Genomic DNA, 19,574 nt, shown 5'->3' with positions numbered 1-19,574 from the left:
GGTCGCGTCGCGCAAGCGGCGCGGCCCTTTTTCTATGCGTATGGCACATGGCGCAATGTAACGTGCCCAATCGGCAAGTAGATCACAACAACCAGAGCGTCATGTCTTGTGGACCTATTTGACGAGCTTCCAAAGAGATGAAGATGGTGCAGTCGCGGTGGACTGGGTCGTACTGGCAGCACCACATGTTCTGCTGGGCGTTCTGATCGGCGACGCCACAATGAACGGTGCGACAGCCCCCGCCACCGAGTATCGGCGCAGACCTGAGCGCGCAGATCACACCCTAGGACAACCTCAAACTCCAGGAAATCAAGGTCGTGCTTAACAGCTTGAGGGTGGCCAGTTTTGTTTCAGAATCAGTACTTGGATGCCGTTCGATGGTCATTTCAGGAAACAGTCTGTTGCACCCAACCTGCCCCAAACCCCTAAAAATGGGCGAATTGTGCCGCATTCCCGCCCCAATTCAACTGCAAAACTTTCTTAACCAAAGCGGGATGCGACCCAATAAGAGGCCGGGTCACACGCACATCGCTTGGTAACACTGAAACGCTAAATACCCTGAGGAGGGAAACACATGCTTAACTTTATCAAAAACTTCCGCAACGACGAAGACGGCGCAGTCACAGTTGACTGGGTTGTTCTGACAGCTGCTATCGTGGCTCTGGGCCTCGTTGTAGGTACTTCCGTCAAGACAGGCGCAACCGACCTGGCAACTGACGTTGGTGCTGACCTGACAGCTCAGGTTACTCCATAAGATCGATCTGATCTGACGTAATGGGGGGCTGCGCACCATTTCGGTCCGCAGCCCCTTTTTCTTGAGGATTCCTTAGGATTTGGACCAGTAAAATACCGCATGCCTGCCATCATCAGGCCATACTGTCCTCTTATCCAAGATCCACGAAACCTACTATTGTATCGGAGTACCGTGTATGTGGTCGTTCCTGAATAAATTCCGCCGGAAAGAAGAAGGCGCTGTTACGGTCGACTGGGTCGTAATCACTGCCGCGATCGTTCTATTCGCAGCAACGCTGGGCTACGGCCTGCGTGACACGACCATTGCAGCCGGTGACACCATCGGTGCCAATATCTCTGCACAGGTCACTCCGTAATTAACGAACTGCGGGTTACGCCTGCAAACAACTGACCGTCAAAAAGGCGGCTGTAGATAAAATGAGAAATCGAGGTACGACAAATGCGCGCGATATTTGGATTGGTTCTCGTCGTTGGCATGGGGCTTGCAGGTTTTGCCGTCTATATGGTGAAAGGTCATTTTGCAGCCCAGCAGACTTTGCTTGAACAGCAAGCTGCGAAAGCACAGGCGATTGTTCCGACAACTGAAATTTATGCTGTAAACCGTTCGATCGGTTACGGCGAACGACTGACTGCCGAAGATGTGCAGTTGATCAAGTACACGCAGGAATTCCTGCCGGAGGGCGTCTTCGTCTCTCAGGAAGAGCTTTTCCCCCAAGGTATAGACGTGTCGCGCGTCGTGCTTCGCGCCATGGAACCGAACGAAGCGATCACACAGGTCAAGGTGACCGATCCGGGTGAAGATGCCGGCATCACAACCCGCCTGTCCCCCGGCATGCGCGCATTTGCAATCAACGTGAACCTGTCGACAGGTGTGTCCGGTCTGATCCGGCCCAGCGACCGCGTCGATATCTACTGGACCGGCACACCGCCGAATTCCCGTGGCAACAACGGTGAGCTGACTCGCCTGATCGAAACAAACGTCGAGGTTATCGCGATTGACGGATCATCCGACATCAACCGCGCTGAAGGCGAAATCGCCCGCACCGTCACGGTTCAGGTCGACCCGCAGGACGTCGCGACATTGACGCAGGCCCAGGCCAGCGGCAAGTTGACCCTGTCGCTTCTTGGAAAAGGTGACGAGTCGATTGCTTCTGCCACGCAGGTCGATACCGGCAGCATGCTTGGCATCGAAGAAGAAGCCGCCCCCGCACCCATTGCGGCACCAGCACCTGCCGAAATCTGCACAACACGCGAGCGTCGCGGTGCGCAAGTTGTCGAAACACCGATCCCCTGCACCAATTAAGGTGACGTAAAGCCAATTAGAACGCGCTTCATGTAGCTGAAGCGCGTTTTTTTATGGGCATATGTGGGGCGTGTTGCCAGTTGTCCACATGAAGGCAACAGTCCAAAGCATTGATTCTTGCAATGATTCAGCACCTCGGTCATCTTCACCGGTAATGATGGAAAATAATTTCCACAATAAACCGTGATCGGAGAGGCAGGTCACAATGACATATAAAACGATAATCAAGGCGGCGCTTGCCGGCTTAACACTTGCTTTGACTAGCGTTCCTGCGTCAGTCACGGCTGAAACACTGCGCGTCATGCGCGGCGCACCTTCGGGTGTGCTCAACATCCCGATGAACCGGGCTGTTGTTGTCGAGACAGACACACCTTACGCGGAACTTTCGGTCGCCAACTCTGGCATCGCCGACATTTCGTCCATTTCCGATCGGACAATTTATGTTCTGGGTCAGGAACCCGGCCGTACGACACTGACCCTTCTGGGCGCAGACGGTCGCCTGATCACGAATGTGGAAGTCCACGTCACACCAGACATTACCGAATTCAAAGAGCGTCTGGAGCAAATCCTTCCCGGTGAGCACATTGAAGTGCGCACAGCCAACAACGGCATCGTCCTGTCAGGCACGGTTTCTTCTACCGCCCGTCTGGACCGCGCCCTTGAACTGGCTGAGCGTTATGCACCGGAGCGTGTATCCAACCTGATGAGCGTTGGCGGCACACAGCAGGTCATGCTGAAAGTCCGTTTTGCAGAGATGCAGCGGTCGGTCCGCAAGTCCCTGTCCTCCTCGATCGCCTTGCAGGGCACCACATTGGGCGGTGATCTGGGTGTTCTGGGCGGTGGTAACACGCTGGCCACAGCAGCCGGGGCAAACGCAGGCGTTTCTGCCGGAACATTGGGATCCGGTGACGCTAACGGTGCAATGCTCTTTGGTTTCAACGCCGGAGCCGTCGAAGTCGGTATCCTGCTCGAAGCCCTTGAAACGCGCGGTGTTGTCCGCACGCTGGCTGAACCAAACCTGACAGCCCTGAGCGGTCAGGAAGCCAAATTCCTTGCAGGCGGTGAATATCCCGTTCCTGTCGTACAGGAAGAAGGCCGCACAACGGTTGAATTCAAACCTTTCGGTGTCGAGCTGAACTTTGTCCCACGTGTTGTTGATGGTGACATCATAAATGTGGAACTGGCCGCTGCCGTTTCGTCCATCGACCCAAGTGTCGCCGTCACCCAGTCAGGCTTTGCTGTCAACGGCTTCAAGCGCCGCGAAACATCGACAACTGTCGAAATGCGCGACGGTGAAAGCTTTGCGATTGCAGGTCTGCTGTCCGACGACTTCCAGGACATCAACGGCCAGGTGCCATGGATCGGCGATGTGCCCGTCCTCGGTGCGCTGTTCCGCTCTGCTGAATACCAGCGCGAGCAGACAGAACTGGTTATCATCATCACACCGCATCTGGTCACACCGACCCGCGGCGAAGCCCTTGCCTTGCCAACGGACCGTGTCCAGCCACCAACCGAACGTGATCTTTTCCTCTTTGGCCGTGTCGCCGCTGACGAAGCGCCAACACAAGGTGGAGCCGGTGAAATCGCACGCCAGGACTTTTCAGGGTCCTACGGCTATGTCCTTGACGAATGATTGGGAGCTAAGACAATGAAATTCATCATCACAGCGACCATCGCGACAGGCCTTCTGGCCGGGTGTGCAAACAGCGTCATCGACCCCAATGGCACCTTCTACAAGGAAGCGGGTGCACAGGTAGACCGGGGTGATTTTGGCAACGCCACAATGAACAACATGTTGGTTCAAAGTGGGCAGTCCAGCTATACTATCAACCTTCAGCGGCGTTTTACTTCTGAAGTGGACGATACGATCACTTTTGAGTTTAATTCCAGTCAGTTGACAGCTGCGGGACAAGCAACACTGGCCCAGCAGGCCGCGTGGATCAAGCAGTTCCCGGAAGTCCGCTTCAAGGTCTTCGGCCATGCCGACGCCGTGGGTTCAAACGCCTACAACCAGCGTCTTGGTCTGCGCCGTGCACAGACCGCGGTCGGCTACCTTGTCAGCCAGGGGATCAGCCGCAGCCGACTGGAGGCAATCGCCTCATTCGGTGAGACGCGTCCGGTCGTCAACACGCAAGCACCGGAGATGCGCAACCGTCGCGCCGTCACCGAGGTTTCCGGCTTTGTTGAAAACCATCCGACCGTGCTGAACGGCAAATACGCTGAAGTCATCTTCCGCGAATATGTCGCCAGCGCCGTGCCACCCGCAGCCGTGACCCCTGTCGGGTCTGCAGCTGGCGGAAACAGCGGCGGAAGCGGCGGCCAGTAAGGCCCTTAAAACAAAGTAAACTGTCACACGAAAACGTTGACGCCAGCCCCCCCGGTTGGCGTCAACATTCTTTTTGAAACACCGCTATCGTCGCGAGATACCGCACAATGGCGATGATTTGGTCCAATTTCCGTCACGATTGTCTTTGATATTCCCCTCAATGGGATCGTTCCGTGCGCTGAAACCGTGCGGAATGGGGTAGACGACGATACTGGTGACGGGGAATTTACCCTTTGCACATATCTTCGCCTGCGCCCGCAATGACAAGGACGTTAGGCCATGAGTAGTAACGCTGCAGTAAAGAATGAACCGCAACCGATTGTTGCGTGCACAATCAGCCGCGACGTGCAGAACTTTGATCTGTTGATCGAAGATATGGAAGCCGCCCTTGGTGAAACCTGGGGCGATCTGAGCTTTGACGATGCCTTGCCGTTCCTGCAGCAACCCGACTCTCGCACATTGGAATTCTTTGCCATCGCGATGGATCACGAAGACGAGGCCAACCTCGACCAGATCAAATCCATCATTTCGGCGGCAAAAGCGAAGAAAATCAAGGTCATCCTGATCACGGAAGACGTCAGCCCGTCTGCCCTGCACCAGTTGTTGCGCGAAGGTGGCGACGAATTCGTCCCCTACCCGCTGCCAGAGGATGAACTGGCAAATGCGATCGAACGGGTTCTGACCCCGATCGAGGAAGTACCGGTTTCCCCAGATCACCAGAACCAGTTGAAAGCCACAGGCGACCGCGAGGGCGTCTTGATTGCCGTTCACGGCATGGCCGGCGGCACAGGGGCGACGACACTGGCAGTCAACCTGGCATGGGAACTTGCCAATATCGAGAAAGACGACGGACCCCGCGTCTGCCTGCTGGACCTTGATTTCCAGTTCGGATCTACCGCGACCGCTCTTGATCTGCCGCGTCGCGAAACCGTGCTGGAAATGCTGTCCGACACCGAAGCGATGGACAATGAATCCTTCATGCAGGCGTTGCTATCCTACGAACAAAAGCTGAGCGTGCTGACCTCGCCCACCGATATGATCCCGCTTGATCTGGTTTCTCCCGAAGACATCAGCCGCGTTCTGGAAACGGCGCGCACCAACTTTGATTATGTCGTGATTGATATGCCATCAACGATGGTCGAATGGTCGCAAACCGTTCTTGAGGCCGCGCACGTCTATTTCGCGACGCTTGAACTGGATATGCGGTCTGCCCAGAACACGCTGCGCCTGAAGCGCGCGTTGCAGTCCGAAGACCTGCCATTCGACAAGCTGCGTTTCGTGCTGAACCGCGCGCCCGGGTTCACCGATCTGAACGGCAAGAGCCGCGTCAAGCGTCTGGCCGAAAGTCTTGGCATATCGATTGAAGTCCTGCTGCCTGATGGCGGCAAGGTCGTCGGCCAGAATTCCGATCATGGTGTGCCAATGGCAGAGGGAATTCCAAAGAACCCGATGCGCAAAGAAATCGTAAAACTCGCTGCGTCAGTTCACGCCGTGAACCAAGAAGCAGAAGCCCGCGGGTAAAGAGGTAAACGCATGTTTTCAAAATATAAAAAGAACGAAGGGCCGAAAGGCAACGACAAGCCGGTTCTAGCCGCTGTTCCTGACACCCCCGTCGAAGCGGCCAAGTCGTTGATGAAGCCATCGTCCAAGAAGGCCGCTGATGCCGCCCCGATGGACCGCGACAAAAAGCGCAAGGAGCGTTTGGCTGAAATCAAGCTGGAGATGCACAAAGCGCTGCTGGACAACCTGAACCTTGCCGCGCTTGAAACCGCAACAGAAGCGGAACTGCGCCAGGAAATCAATGCGATCACTTCTGAAACACTTGATGACATGGGGATCGTGCTGAACCGCGAAGAGCGCACGACCCTTGGTCAGGATCTGTTTTTCGAAGTCACGGGCCTGGGCCCGCTTGAAACGCTTCTGAAAGACGACACCGTCAACGATATTCTGGTGAACGGTCCACAGCAGATTTTCGTGGAACGCAACGGTAAGCTGCAACTGACGGACATCACGTTCAAAGACGAAAAGCACCTGCTGCGCATCATTGACAAAATCGTGTCCGCCGTTGGTCGCCGCGTCGATGAATCCAACCCTTACGTTGACGCCCGTCTTGCCGACGGTTCGCGTTTCAACGCGATGGTACCACCCATCGCGGTTGACGGATCGCTCGTGTCCATTCGTAAGTTCAAGAAAGACAAGCTTGGGATCGAAGACCTTGTCAAATTCGGGGCCTTCACCGAAGAAATGGCCGCATACCTCCAAGCTGCCGTGTCGACGCGCCTGAATGTTATCGTTTCTGGCGGTACCGGTTCGGGTAAAACGACCACGCTAAACGCGCTATCGTCCTTTATCGACGATGACGAACGCATCCTGACCATCGAGGATACGGCCGAACTTCAGCTCCAGCAGACTCACGTCGGTCGGATGGAAAGCCGCCCGCCCAACGTCGAAGGCAAAGGTGGCGTTTCCCAGCGTGACTGTTTGAAAAACGCCCTGCGGATGCGCCCGGACCGGATCATCGTGGGTGAAACGCGTGGCGAGGAAGTCATCGACATGTTGCAGGCCATGAACACCGGCCACGACGGGTCCATGACCACAATCCACGCCAACAGCGCCCGCGACGGTGTGTCCCGTCTGGAAAACATGATCGCGATGGCCGGTATTGAAATGCCGATCAAGGCGGTCCGTTCGCAGATTTCGTCCGCTGTGAACCTGATCGTGCAGGCATCGCGTTTGCAGGATGGTTCGCGTCGCATGACGTCGATCACGGAAATCACCGGTATGGAAGGCGACGTCATTTCGATGCAGGAAGTGTTCCGCTACCAGCGCGTCGGCCTGACACCAGACAACAAGATCATCGGTCACTTTACGGCGACCGGTGTGCGGTCTGCCTTCTCTGATCGCTTCAAGCTGTGGGGCTTTGATCTGCCGCCAGCCATCTTTGAACCCATGGTTGCGGAGTAATATCGAATGATTTCTGCAGAACCACTTATTTACATCGTCATCTTCGTCGCCGTTCTGGCGATGGTGCAGGGCGTGTATCTGGTCCTTTTCGGCAAATCCATCAGCCTCAACGGCAAGGTGAACCGTCGCCTTGAACTGCTTGAAAAAGGTGGTGGTCGCGAACAGGTCCTGGAACAGCTGCGCAAGGAAATGACGCAGCACATGAAATCGCAAAGCATTCCGCTTTATTCGATTTTGGCAAACAAGGCGCAAAAGGCGAACATCGCATTCACGCCGCCCCAGATCCTGATGGTGATGGGCTTGGTAAGCTTTATCGCCTTTCTTGGCCTGACAGTCGGCACTGAAGTCAGCCCGATTGTCCGCGTCTTCGTTGCGATTGCGATGGGTGTCGGTGGTGTCTTTGTCTGGATCAGCACAAAAGCCAACAAGCGCATGTCGATGATCGAGGAACAACTGCCAGAGGCGGTTGAACTGATGGTCCGTTCGCTGCGAGTCGGTCACCCGTTTTCATCTGCGATTTCCATCGTGGCCAAAGAAGTGGCCGATCCACTTGGCACCGAGATGGGCGTCATTTCCGATGAGACAGCCTATGGCCGTGACATGGGTGAATGCCTGAAAGCGATGGCCGAACGTTTGGATATGCAGGATATGCGCTTTCTTGCGGTTGCCGTGACGATCCAACAGCAGTCCGGTGGTAACCTCGCCGAAATTCTGGATGGTCTGGCAAAGGTGATCCGCGCCCGTTTCCGCCTGTTCCGCCGCGTGAAGGCGATCACTGCCGAAGCGAAATGGTCCGGCAAGTTGCTGTCCGGCTTCCCGATCCTTGCCCTGATCGGTATCAACGTGATCCAGCCGGATTACTTTGATGACGTTATGGAGACGTCGATCTTCATCCCCGCCTGTCTGGTTGTTGCCGGCTTCCTTGTCGCGAACCTGATCGTGATGCGCGCCCTTGTGAACATCAAAGTATAAAGGTCTGATCCTATGATTGAGACAGCCAAAAACCTGATCGAAAGCTATCTTGGCCCGTTCGGTCCACTGATGCTGGTCGGTTTGCTGGGCGTGATGATGATCCTCATCACCCTGCCGATCCTGATGCAAAAGCAGGAAGATCCGCTGGATCGCCTGCGCGATCAGGCCCGCAAGCAACGCAAGGATGGCAACGCCACAGAAAAACTGCGCACCGCAACGAGCAAGGACAAGCTGGAAAAGTATTCCAACTTCCTTGAACCGCAGGACGCCGATGAATACGGCGCGGTCAAACTCAAGCTGATGCAGGCCGGGTACAAGTCCAAGAACGCCGTGCGTTTCTATCACTTCTTCCAGTTTGCGCTGGGTGTGTTCGGGCTGGTCCTTGGCGGCATTTATGCCATCTACAAAACCAGCCAGGGCGATGTGACGACGCAGAACCTGATGTTGATGTGTCTTGGGCCGGGCGTTGTCGGTTACATGCTGCCCAAGTACTGGGTGACCCGTCGCCAGGCGACCCGGATCGACAACATCACGAACGGTTTCCCTGACTGTCTCGACATGATGCTTGTTTGCGTCGAAGCGGGTCAATCGCTGGATCAGTCGATCATGCGGGTGTCCAACGAACTCAAGGCCGGTTTCCCTGAACTGTCAGAGGAATTCGAAATTGTCAGCCACGAGATGAAAGCGGGCAAGCCGAAAGACAGCGTTTTGCGCGATATGTCCGAACGTTGCGGTGTGCAGGATATTTCATCCTTCGTCACCGTGCTGATCCAGTCGCAGCAATTCGGAACCTCGATCGCCGATGCGTTGCGGGTCTATGCCAGCGAAATGCGTGACAAACGCGTGATGCGGGCCGAAGAAGCCGCAAACAAACTGCCAACCAAGATGACTCTTGCGACGATGATGTTGACGGTGCCGCCCCTTCTGGTCATTTTGATCGGGCCATCCATCTACAATATTTCGCAAAACCTGGGTGGCGGTTAAGGACTAGTCACACATGAAGACACGCCGGGCCGCCATTGCCTTGGCCATGATCGCACCACTAGCCGCCTGTTCATCAGGCGGCTTTGGTTCGTCTAACGATCCCGTCGGCGCACCCGGCGTCGCGGGTGAAAGCGATATCGACGGGCTGATCGTCGGGCACCGCCTGATGGAGGCTGGCGAATACGAACTCGCGCTCAAGGCCTATACCCGCGCCGCGGCCCAACAGGGTCTGAACGTCGACACGCTCTCTGCGCTTGGGTCTGCCAATTTGCGGCTTGGGCGGCTTGGGCAGGCCGAACGCCTGCTGCGTCGCGCCACCGAACAAGAGCCGGATTTCCCTGCTGCGTGGAATAATCTTGGCGTGATCTTGCTCGAAAAGGGCGAATATGCCGAAGCAAGCCAGGTTTTCCGTCGCGCGTTTGCAACGGATAACGGCAATTCTGACCAAATTCGCGAGAACCTGCGCTTGGCACTCGCAAATTTGAGCGACCCGAATTACGATCCAGACAAACAGAACCAGCAGTTTCAACTGGTCAGACGCGGCACGGGAGATTTCATTCTGCTCGGGTCGTAATTGAGGTATGAGCAGAAAAGGACGCAAAAATGCGCCACCCCATCCTATTGCCATTGTGCCTGACAGCGATTGTCGCTGTGTCAGCCTGCCAGAAATCCGGTGATGCGGAAGTCAACCGCGCCATGGAAGACCTGAACGCGCTTGAAGGACATGATCTGAGCGACGTGATGCTGACGGTGGCCGATCCAAGCGAAGCTGTCACCTATTTTGCCAACCAGCTGCAAACAAACCCCGACCGCATCGACCTGATGCGCGGTCTGGCCAAATCCTATGTCCGCGCAAGCCGCCCCAATGATGCAATCCCCGCCTGGCAGCAGGTCATCGCCCATGAGGATTCCAATTACGACGACAGCGTCGAACTGGCTGATGCCTTTATCCGTGCCAATCGCTGGGACGAAGCCGGCAACACGCTGAACACGATCCCGCCAACCCATGAAACCTTCAAGCGCTATCGCCTTGAAGCCATGGTTGCCGACAGCAAGGAACAGTGGGAAAAATCGGACAGCTTCTACCAGACAGCCGCTGGCCTGACGACGACGCCTGCAAGTGTGCTGAACAACTGGGGCTATTCCAAGCTGACGCGCGGTGACTATCCAGCTGCCGAACGCCTGTTCAGTGACTCGATCCGTCACAATGGCGGGTCCTTCACAGCGAAGAATAATCTGATCCTGGCCCGTGGTGCACAGCGCAAATACGATCTGCCCGTCATTCCGATGGACCAAACAGAACGCGCGCGCCTGTTGCACACCATGGCGCTGACCGCGATCAAGCAGAACGACGTGACCATCGGTCAGGGTCTGTTGCGCGAAGCCATCGATACGCATCCGCAGCACTTTGAAGAGGCGCAGATCGCCCTGCGGGCGCTTGAAAACAACGTCACGAACTAAGTCCGATGGCGTTGACGGCACATGCGGCGGGTTGGTTTCTACTCGCCGCATTACCCATTTCGATCTATGTCGCGTGGAGCGATCTGAGTTCTATGAAGATCCCCAATGTGGCGGTCTATGCGCTTGTCGCGGGTTACACGCTTTTGGGGCTGATCGCCTTTCCTTTTGATCAATATCTCTGGCATTGGCTGCATCTGCCGATCGTCCTTGTGATCGGGATCGTTTTGAACGCCGCGGGCGCGATGGGAGCAGGCGATGCCAAATTCATCGCTGCCGCCGCGCCAATGATCGGTACTGCGGACATCCGTCTTTTGATTCCTATCCTGGCGGCCAGTGTTCTGGCAGGCTATGCCACGCACCGCATCGCAAAACATACGAAAATCAGAGACTTAGCGCCCCATTGGGAAAGCTGGGATCAGGAGAACAAGCGGTTTCCGATGGGTTTTCCACTTGGCATGACGCTGGTTTTCTACCTTGTCGCGGTCGTTGTGCTGCGCTGACAAAGCCCGCCTTTGTCCATCATTTCGCCATAAACCTCTGACAACTTCATCACTGACCGTGGCCTTGAGCCGCGCGATTTTGACTGAGTGAACGGGCCGTAACAATGAATATGCAAACGTCGAACGTCATGGCGCCCCCCGCGCCCAAGCGCCTTGAAGAGATGCAGTTGCCAACGGCAATGATGCGCGACATCCTGATCAAGACCATGTTCCGCATGAACCTTGATATGGTCACGCAGCTGTCCCGCGTCATCTGCCTGCCTGTGCCAGTGACACAGGAACTGGTCGATCTTGCACGCAGTCAGCGCCTTGTCGAAGCAACCGGCACGCTGAACGCCAACAACGGCAACGAAATGGGTTATCAGCTGACCGATGCAGGCAAGGCCCGCGCTTTGGACAGTCTTGCCCAGTCTGAATACTTTGGCGCGATGCCCGTCCCGCTTGATGTCTATTCCGCGCAGGTCAAGCGCCAGTCGATCCGCAACATCCAGATCACCCGCGAACAGCTGACAACGGCGATGGGACACCTTGTGCTGCCGGACAACCTGCTGTCAAACCTTGGCCCTGCCGTGTCCGCCGGACGGTCCATTCTGATGTATGGTCCGCCGGGCAATGGCAAATCTTCGATATCCAACGGTATTCGTGATGCGCTGGGTGATAAGATCTATATCCCGCGCGCGATTGAATACTCTGGTCAGATCATCACGGTCTATGACCCCATTGTGCATTCGGCTGCCGAAGAACAGGTCGATGATCCGAATTCCCTGCGCCGGACCTCGGGCCGTTTTGATACGCGCTATGTCCGCTGCGAACGCCCAACCGTGATTACCGGTGGTGAATTGTCGCTGCACATGCTCGATCTCGTTTATAACCCGACAGCCCGGACCTATCAGGCACCTTTGCAGCTGAAGTCGACCGGCGGCGTCTTTATTGTGGACGACCTTGGTCGCCAGAAAGAACCACCGCAGTCCATCGTCAACCGCTGGATTGTTCCGCTGGAAGAAAGCAAGGATATCCTTGCATTGCAGTCTGGTGAAAAATTCGAAGTTCCTTTTGATACACTCGTGATCTTCTCGACCAACTTCCACCCGAATACGATCTTCGATAAGGCGGCCTTGCGTCGTATTTTCTACAAGATCGAAATCAACGGCCCGGAACAGGCGGATTTCCTGAAGATTTTCGCGATGGTTGCACGCAAGCGCAAGATGCCACTGGATGAAGACGCGTTGATCCACCTGCTAAACGTCCGCTATCCGGAAATCGACAACGTTTATGCGAACTACCAGCCGATCTTTTTGATCGACCAGATGATCGCAATTTGCGAATTCGAAGGCATCCCGAACCAGATGACCCCCGAGCTGATCGACCGTGCCTGGGCGAACATGTTCGTCAAAGAGTCCGAATTCGATCACTAAGGCTTGCACTTAATTGCCGTTCCTGCACCGTAAGGCGCAGGAACAGGCGGTTTGCATGGATAAAACAGACAAAATCGGGGTCGCGGGTTGTGGCCGGATGGGCATGCCGATGCTGGCTTCGCTCCTGCACGCGGGATTTAATGCCCATGGTTTTGACATCCGCGATGTTGGCGTCGAAACCGACGTCGATACGTTTTGCAAAGGTCTGACGACCCTTATCACAGTCGTCCGTGATGCAGACGATACTGATGCTGTTCTTTTTGATGTCCAAGCCATCCTGTCATGCGCGCCGCAACTGCGAACGCTGATCATCAGCTCGACGCTGTCGCCGCGCTACGTCATGGCCCTGCGCGACCGCGTGCCAAGCCATATCCGTATGGTTGACGCGCCGATGTCCGGAGCGCAGGTGCGCGCCGAAGCAGGCACGTTAGCCTTCATGCTGGGCGGAGACGATCCAGTAATTGCCGAGTGCCTGCCCCTTTTCAACGCGATGGGGCAGGATTTGCATCGCATGGGAGCATTTGGTGCGGGAATGACAGCAAAGGTTTTGAACAACCTTCTTGCGGCCGGATCGACGGCAATGACACGGCTTGTCCTTGATTGGGCCGACAGCGCAGGCGTGGATGAACGCAAACTTCTTGATCTGATCCACACCGCGTCCGGTCAGAACTGGTTTGCGTCGGGCTTTGATACCATTGAATTCGCCCGCGACGGATATGCCACAGACAACACCATTGGAATTCTGGTCAAAGACGTCGCAGCTGCGTTAGATATCGCACCCGACGGAGCCGACACCGCACTTCCGAAAACCGTGCAACGCGTGATTGCCGGTCTGCCCCCCCGCGCCAAAAATCCGGATGCACCTTGACGCATCGCGCAGGCGCAGCAAATGTCCCCCATGCAATTGCCTCCCGTTTTTCAGGAATGGTTCGACCGGCGCGGCTGGTCCATCCATCCACATCAGCAAGCCATGCTGGATCGGGCGGATGCGCCTGCCCTGCTTTTGATCGCGCCGACGGGCGGCGGCAAAACCCTGTCGGGGTTTTTACCAACGCTTGCCGAACTGACGGACACACCGTCCGATGGGCTGCACACGCTTTATGTCTCGCCTCTCAAGGCCTTGGCCGCTGATATTAAACGCAATCTGCGCACGCCTGTTGACGAGATGGGCTTGCCGATCCGGATTGAGGATCGCACAGGCGATACAAGCTATACGCAAAAACGTCGCCAGCGCGCCGACCCGCCGCACATCCTGTTGACGACGCCCGAGAGCCTTGCCCTGCTGACATCATACGAAGACGCGCCGCGTATGTTCGCGGGCTTACAGCGGGTCATTGTGGACGAAATCCACGCGCTGGCCGAAAGTAAGCGGGGTGATCAGTTGATGCTGGCCTTGTCGCGGCTGCAGACGTTGGCCCCGGGGCTGCGCCGTGTCGGGTTATCTGCCACCGTCGAGGACCCGCAGGCCATTGCCGACAGCCTTGCCTGTCACCCTGACCCTTGCGCGATCTTGCATGCTGATCCCGGCCCGCCACCGGACATCGCCATGCTGAGGACCGAGGAGTATCCTCCTTGGGCTGGCGGTGGTGCTGCCTATGCCATTCCGGCGGTCCTTGAACAGGTGAAGCAGCACAAGACCACGCTGATCTTTCACAATACACGGGCGCAGGCGGAAATCTTTTTCCATAATCTGTGGCTTGCCAATGCCGACGATCTGCCGATTGGTATCCATCACGGTGCCCTGTCCAAGGAACAGCGCGAAAAGGTTGAAAGCGCGATGGTGCGCGGTGATCTGCGCGCGATCGTTTGCACCGGCAGCCTTGATCTGGGGATTGATTGGGGCGACGTCGATCTGGTGATCCAGATCGGTGCACCCAAGAACGTCAAGCGCCTGGTCCAACGTATTGGGCGGGCCAACCATCGCTATAATGCGCCGTCCAAGGCGCTGATGGTGCCCGCAAACCGATTCGAGGTGGTCGAATGCGTCGCAGCACTTGAAGCGGTCTATGCCCATGATCTTGACGGTGAACCGAAAGGACCCGGGCCGCGCGATGTGCTGTGTCAGCATATCCTGATCCGTGCCTGCGCCGGCCCGTTTGACGCCGATCACCTTTTTGCAGAGGTGCGCACCGTCGGAGCCTACAGCACGCTGTCGCGCCCTGATTTCGACGATTGCCTCGATTTCTGCGCGACGGGGGGCTACGCCCTGCGGGCCTATGACAAGTGGAAACGCCTGCTGCAAAAAGATGGGCTTTGGCAGCTGCGCGACCCGCGGGCGAGCCGCAACATCCGCATGAATATCGGCACAATTCAGGACACCGATACGCTGAATGTGCGCTGGAAGGGAAGTTTTGCGAGCCTCGGCAAGATCGAGGAAGGCTTTGCTGCCACACTGACGCAGGGCGATACCTTCCTGATCGGCGGCAAAATCGTCCGTTATGACCGGCTGAAGGAAATGGCTGTCGAGGTGACGCGGGATGCGGCCAAAAAGCCCAAGATCGCCACGTTTCTTGGCACGAAGTTTGCCACGTCAACGCAGTTGCAAGCCCGGATACTGGAGCTGTTCCGCAAGGGTGACTGGTCCGCGTTTCCCGCGCATACGGCCGAATGGCTGGATTTGCAGGTCAGGTATTCGAAACTACCCGAAGCCGACCGCGTACTGGTTGAGAGTTTTGTGCATAATGCGAAGCATCACACGGTGTTTTACGGGTTCGCCGGGCGCAATGCGCAGCAGACGCTGGGAATGTTGCTGACGCAGCGGATGGAAGAAACGGGACTGGACCCGCTGGGTTTCGTCGCCACGGATTACGCCACGATGGTCTGGGGTCTGGAGCCCGTCACTGACCCCGCACCGCTATTCGATCCGCAACATATCCGTGACGAGTTCGAAACCTGGCTTGGCGGCAATGCCGTCATGAAGAAAACCTTTCGCCATTCGGCAACCATAGCCGGGTTGATCGAACGCAACCTGCCGCAAGCCCGCAAGACAGGTCGGCAGGCAACGTTTTCCAGCGACATTCTTTATGACACCCTGCACAAATACGACCCGGACCACCTGATGCTGCAGATCACCCGCGAAGAAGCGATGCGCGGGCTTGTGGATTTCGGTCGCATCGAAGAGATGCTGACCCGTACCAAAGGCCGGGTCGATCACATTGTGCTGGACCGGATCAGCCCGCTGTCGGCACCCATGTTGCTTGAGGCGGGCCGTGTCAGCGTGTCCGGCGAAGGGCGCGACCGGTTGTTCGAGGAAGAGGCCGAGAAGTTGATGGCAGAATCAGGGTTGAACCAGATTTCGCCCGGGCCGAGCAAACCGCAGTGGCGGGTCGGTTGGTAGGGCTTGTCGCGGTCTGCCTCACAGCCTAAGAACAGATCATGAACGGCGCTTATGATTTTTCCTTTTGCGACCTCACGCTGACCGCGCTGCCGCAAGGTGCGCTTTGGGTTGGTGACCATCGCGCGCTGTGCGTGTCCGACCTGCATCTGGGGAAATCTGATCGAATTGCCCGGCGGTCCGGGCGGATGCTGCCACCTTATGAAACCCGCGCCACGCTGGAAAAGCTGGACGCGCTGATTGCCGTGCTTGATCCAGGAATGGTGATTTGCCTTGGTGACAGTTTCGACGATCTGGATGCGGCGCAAAGCCTTTCGGACACAGATCATCTACACATGGCGACCCTGCAGGCGGGTCGCGATTGGGTCTGGATCGAAGGCAACCATGACCCGGGGCCCGTCAATCTGAGCGGGCGGCATCTGGCCGAGCTGACGCTTGGGCCGCTGGCGTTCCGTCATATTGCGACGCAGGAAAAGGGCGAAATCTCAGGGCATTACCACCCTAAATGCGGGCTTGCAGGTGGTGGAACCCGTCCTGCGTTCCTAATCGACACGGACCGGATCATCATGCCCGCCTTCGGCACCTACACGGGTGGTTTGCGCGCCAACCATCCGGCATTACGCGCCTTGATGTCCCCGCAAGCACATGCGGTGCTGACCGGACGCAAAGCGATGGCCGTACCACTGAAAGCGGTGGTTTAGGCGGTCAGCCCTTCAGGTTCTGCCAAACCATTCGCCCGACAGCAGGCGGTAACTGTGTTGGCGAGCAGACAGGCGATCGTCATTGGCCCGACCCCACCCGGAACCGGCGTGATTGCACCGGCAACCGCTGCACAGCTGTCATAGTCGCAATCGCCAACAAGACGCGTCTTTGGTGATCCATCGTCTTTGGTGCCTGCGTCGATGCGGTTGATCCCGACGTCAATGACGGTGGCACCCGGCTTGATCCAGTCGCCCTGCACCATTTGAGGCCGGCCGACTGCAGCAACGACGATATCGGCCTGACGCACCACACTGGGCAAATCTGCCGTGCGCGAATGGGCGATCGTGACTGTGCAACTGTCATTCAACAAAAGCTGCGCCATCGGCTTGCCCACGATATTGGATCGCCCGATCACAACCGCGCTCTTGCCCGACAGACTGCCGAGGTGATCGCGCAGCATCATCAAACTCCCGAGCGGCGTGCACGGCACCATGCTTTTCTGTCCGGTTCCCAGCAGACCCACATTCGAAATGTGAAAGCCGTCTACGTCCTTGGCCGGGTCAATCGCGTTGATGACAAGATCGGAATCAAGGTGATCGGGCAGTGGAAGCTGGACCAGAATGCCATGCACAGCAGGATCATTGTTCAGATCATGCACGACCTTCAGCAGATCCGCTTCTGAGGTATCAATTGCGAGGCGATGTTCGAAAGAGGCCATACCAACTTCGACCGTCATCTTGCCTTTGGACCGCACATAAACCTGCGACGCCGGATCTTCGCCGACAAGAACGACGGCGAGGCCCGGCGTGATCCCGTGAACCTCTTTCAGGCGCGCCACATGTTCCGCTACCTGCCCACGTACCTTGGCCGCAAAGGCTTTTCCGTCAATCACTGTAGCTGTCATAGGGCGTCCTTTGTCACTTTGGGGTCGCTTGGGTCGGCACCGGCATGCGCCTGCCGCCCCATTGGATCAGAACAGGCCTTCGATCTGGCCATCGTCGTTCAGCATGATGGCTTCTGCCGAGGGAACACGGGGTAAGCCAGGCATGGTCATGATCTCTCCACAGATTGCCACGACAAAACCGGCCCCCGCGCTTAGCCTAACTTCGCGGATTGGCACGGAGTGGCCGGTGGGCGCGCCACGCACGCTGGGATCGGTTGTGAAGGAATACTGGGTCTTGGCCATACAGACAGGCAGATTGCCATACCCTTGCTCTTCCCATTGCTTGAGCTGGTCGCGGATTTTCTTGTCGGCGATCACCTCGTCTGCGCGGTAGATGCGCTTGGCGATCGTGTCGATCTTTTCAAAAAGGCTCAACTCGTCGCCGTAGATCGGTGCGAATTGCGCTTCGCCCTTGTCCGCGATTTCGGCAACGCGGGTGGCAAGATCCTTTGTGCCTTCTGAACCATGCGCCCAGTGCTTGCACAGGATCGCCTCTGACCCCTGGCTTTGCACGTAGGCTTTGACGGCTTCGACTTCGGCGTCGGTGTCCGAAACGAAGTGGTTTATCGCGACGACAACGGGCACGCCGAAGCTTTTGACGTTCTCGATATGGCGGCCAAGGTTCGGGCAGCCCGCGTTGACCGCATCAACGTTTTCCGTGCCAAGGTCGGCCTTGGCGACGCCACCGTTCATCTTCATCGCGCGCACGGTCGCGACGACGACCACGACGGACGGGGCGATCCCCGCCTTGCGGCATTTGATGTTCATGAATTTCTCGGCACCGAGGTCAGCACCGAACCCGGCTTCGGTCACGACATAATCGGCCAATTTCAACGCAGTGGTCGTTGCCGTGACCGAGTTACAGCCGTGGGCGATGTTCGCGAATGGGCCGCCGTGGACGAATGCCGGGTTGTTTTCCAGTGTCTGCACAAGGTTCGGCTGCATCGCGTCTTTCAGCAGCACGGTCATCGCGCCGTCAGCCTTGATGTCGCGCGCATACACCGGCGTGCGATCGCGACGATAGGCCACGATGATATCGCCAAGACGGTTTTGCAGGTCCTTCAGATCGCGGGCAAGGCAGAGGATCGCCATGACTTCCGATGCGACCGTGATGTCAAAACCCGCCTCGCGCGGGAATCCGTTTGCGACGCCGCCAAGCGACGCCGTGATCTGGCGCAACGCGCGGTCGTTCATATCCATGACACGCCGCCACACGACACGGCGGATGTCGATTTCCAGTTCGTTGCCCCAGTAGATGTGATTGTCGATCATTGCGGACAGCAGATTGTGCGCCGATGTGATCGCGTGGAAATCGCCGGTGAAATGCAGGTTCATTTCTTCCATCGGAACAACCTGAGCATACCCGCCGCCCGCAGCGCCGCCCTTCATGCCGAAACACGGACCTAGCGATGCCTCGCGAATACAGATCGCGGCCTTCTTGCCAATGGCGTTCAGACCGTCGCCAAGGCCGACTGTGGTGGTTGTTTTGCCCTCACCCGCAGGTGTCGGGTTGATCGCGGTCACAAGGATCAGCTTGCCATCTTTGTTGCCCTGTACGGAATTGATAAAGCTTTGGCTGACCTTTGCCTTGTCGTGCCCATAGGGCAGCAGATCGTCCGTGCCGATCCCGAGCTTGGCACCGATTTCCTGAATGGGCCGCTTCTTCGCTTCGCGGGCGATCTCGATGTCTGACTTGTATTCCATTGCCATATCCCTGTTGTGCGCGATCTTATGCCGCAACGTTTCATACCGCTTCTATCGGTGAGTGCATCAGCGACAGGCAGTGATAACGACATTTTCAGCACCGGAATCGTCCATTAAGCGCACGCCCGTTTCGGATTGGAAACGCGCCTTGGGGAACAAAGGGCTGCAGAAACTGATTTGTCGGCCAAATGACCATCGCAAGATGTGATCCGG

At 56.9% G+C, this 19,574-nt stretch carries 18 protein-coding genes; 16 read left to right on the top strand and 2 right to left on the bottom strand.

Going from position 1 to position 19,574, the window contains the following annotated elements; translation table 11 throughout:
* Positions 1–574: 574 nt before the first annotated feature.
* From BMY44_RS00620 to pdeM, 16 genes are all read left to right on the top strand, one after another.
* Positions 575–754: a Flp family type IVb pilin gene (locus tag BMY44_RS00620; RefSeq protein WP_089989001.1), complete on the top strand. Its 180-nt coding sequence runs from the start codon at positions 575–577 to the stop codon at positions 752–754.
* A gap of 175 nt (positions 755–929) precedes the next feature.
* Positions 930–1,109 (top strand): hypothetical protein, encoded by a 180-nt coding sequence (locus BMY44_RS00615; protein WP_089988998.1) that lies wholly within the window; start codon positions 930–932, stop codon positions 1,107–1,109.
* 83 nt (positions 1,110–1,192) lie between these two features.
* Complete coding sequence (cpaB, locus tag BMY44_RS00610) at positions 1,193–2,056, top strand: Flp pilus assembly protein CpaB (RefSeq protein WP_089988995.1); 864 nt, start codon at positions 1,193–1,195, stop codon at positions 2,054–2,056.
* 205 nt (positions 2,057–2,261) lie between these two features.
* Positions 2,262–3,689 carry a type II and III secretion system protein family protein gene (locus BMY44_RS00605; protein WP_089988993.1) on the top strand — a complete coding sequence of 476 codons (1,428 nt, stop codon included), beginning with the start codon at positions 2,262–2,264 and terminating at the stop codon, positions 3,687–3,689.
* A gap of 15 nt (positions 3,690–3,704) precedes the next feature.
* Complete coding sequence (locus BMY44_RS00600; RefSeq protein WP_089988991.1) at positions 3,705–4,382, top strand: OmpA family protein; 678 nt, start codon at positions 3,705–3,707, stop codon at positions 4,380–4,382.
* Between the two features lie 279 nt (positions 4,383–4,661).
* Complete coding sequence (locus tag BMY44_RS00595) at positions 4,662–5,903, top strand: CpaE/TadZ family protein (protein WP_089988988.1); 1,242 nt, start codon at positions 4,662–4,664, stop codon at positions 5,901–5,903.
* Positions 5,904–5,915: 12 nt separating this feature from the next.
* Positions 5,916–7,346, top strand: a complete 1,431-nt coding sequence (locus BMY44_RS00590) for a TadA family conjugal transfer-associated ATPase (protein WP_089988983.1) — start codon at positions 5,916–5,918, stop codon at positions 7,344–7,346.
* Between the two features lie 6 nt (positions 7,347–7,352).
* Entirely contained in the window at positions 7,353–8,318 is a 966-nt protein-coding gene (locus BMY44_RS00585; RefSeq protein ID WP_089988981.1) for a type II secretion system F family protein, read from the top strand.
* A gap of 12 nt (positions 8,319–8,330) precedes the next feature.
* Positions 8,331–9,302 (top strand): type II secretion system F family protein, encoded by a 972-nt coding sequence (locus tag BMY44_RS00580; protein ID WP_089988978.1) that lies wholly within the window; start codon positions 8,331–8,333, stop codon positions 9,300–9,302.
* Between the two features lie 13 nt (positions 9,303–9,315).
* Positions 9,316–9,876, top strand: a complete 561-nt coding sequence (locus BMY44_RS00575) for a tetratricopeptide repeat protein (protein ID WP_089988975.1) — start codon at positions 9,316–9,318, stop codon at positions 9,874–9,876.
* A gap of 29 nt (positions 9,877–9,905) precedes the next feature.
* Positions 9,906–10,763: a tetratricopeptide repeat protein gene (locus BMY44_RS00570; RefSeq protein WP_089988971.1), complete on the top strand. Its 858-nt coding sequence runs from the start codon at positions 9,906–9,908 to the stop codon at positions 10,761–10,763.
* Between the two features lie 5 nt (positions 10,764–10,768).
* Positions 10,769–11,263, top strand: a complete 495-nt coding sequence (locus tag BMY44_RS00565) for a prepilin peptidase (protein WP_089988968.1) — start codon at positions 10,769–10,771, stop codon at positions 11,261–11,263.
* Positions 11,264–11,367: 104 nt separating this feature from the next.
* The gene (locus BMY44_RS00560) at positions 11,368–12,678 is read left to right on the top strand and encodes an ATPase (RefSeq protein WP_089988965.1); all 1,311 of its coding nucleotides are present in this window, start codon (positions 11,368–11,370) and stop codon (positions 12,676–12,678) included.
* Between the two features lie 55 nt (positions 12,679–12,733).
* The gene (locus BMY44_RS00555; protein ID WP_089988962.1) at positions 12,734–13,546 is read left to right on the top strand and encodes an NAD(P)-dependent oxidoreductase; all 813 of its coding nucleotides are present in this window, start codon (positions 12,734–12,736) and stop codon (positions 13,544–13,546) included.
* Positions 13,547–13,576: 30 nt separating this feature from the next.
* Entirely contained in the window at positions 13,577–16,015 is a 2,439-nt protein-coding gene (locus BMY44_RS00550) for a ligase-associated DNA damage response DEXH box helicase (protein WP_089988959.1), read from the top strand.
* 38 nt (positions 16,016–16,053) lie between these two features.
* On the top strand, positions 16,054–16,713 hold the full coding sequence (pdeM, locus tag BMY44_RS00545; RefSeq protein ID WP_089988957.1) for a ligase-associated DNA damage response endonuclease PdeM: 660 nt from the start codon (positions 16,054–16,056) through the stop codon (positions 16,711–16,713).
* Here the strand turns inward: pdeM and folD are convergent.
* Complete coding sequence (folD, locus tag BMY44_RS00540) at positions 16,710–17,618, bottom strand: bifunctional methylenetetrahydrofolate dehydrogenase/methenyltetrahydrofolate cyclohydrolase FolD (RefSeq protein ID WP_089988954.1); 909 nt, start codon at positions 17,616–17,618, stop codon at positions 16,710–16,712. The two genes, pdeM and folD, sit on opposite strands and share 4 nt — an antisense overlap.
* A gap of 66 nt (positions 17,619–17,684) precedes the next feature.
* Positions 17,685–19,361 carry a formate--tetrahydrofolate ligase gene (locus tag BMY44_RS00535; protein ID WP_089994309.1) on the bottom strand — a complete coding sequence of 559 codons (1,677 nt, stop codon included), beginning with the start codon at positions 19,359–19,361 and terminating at the stop codon, positions 17,685–17,687.
* Between the last annotated feature and the right edge of the window lie 213 nt (positions 19,362–19,574).

Source organism: Cognatiyoonia koreensis, from assembly GCF_900109295.1.
Taxonomy (GTDB): Bacteria; Pseudomonadota; Alphaproteobacteria; order Rhodobacterales; family Rhodobacteraceae; genus Cognatiyoonia; species Cognatiyoonia koreensis.
The sequence above is the reverse complement of the archived record's forward strand: the minus strand, read 5'-3'. Positions and strand labels throughout refer to the sequence as shown.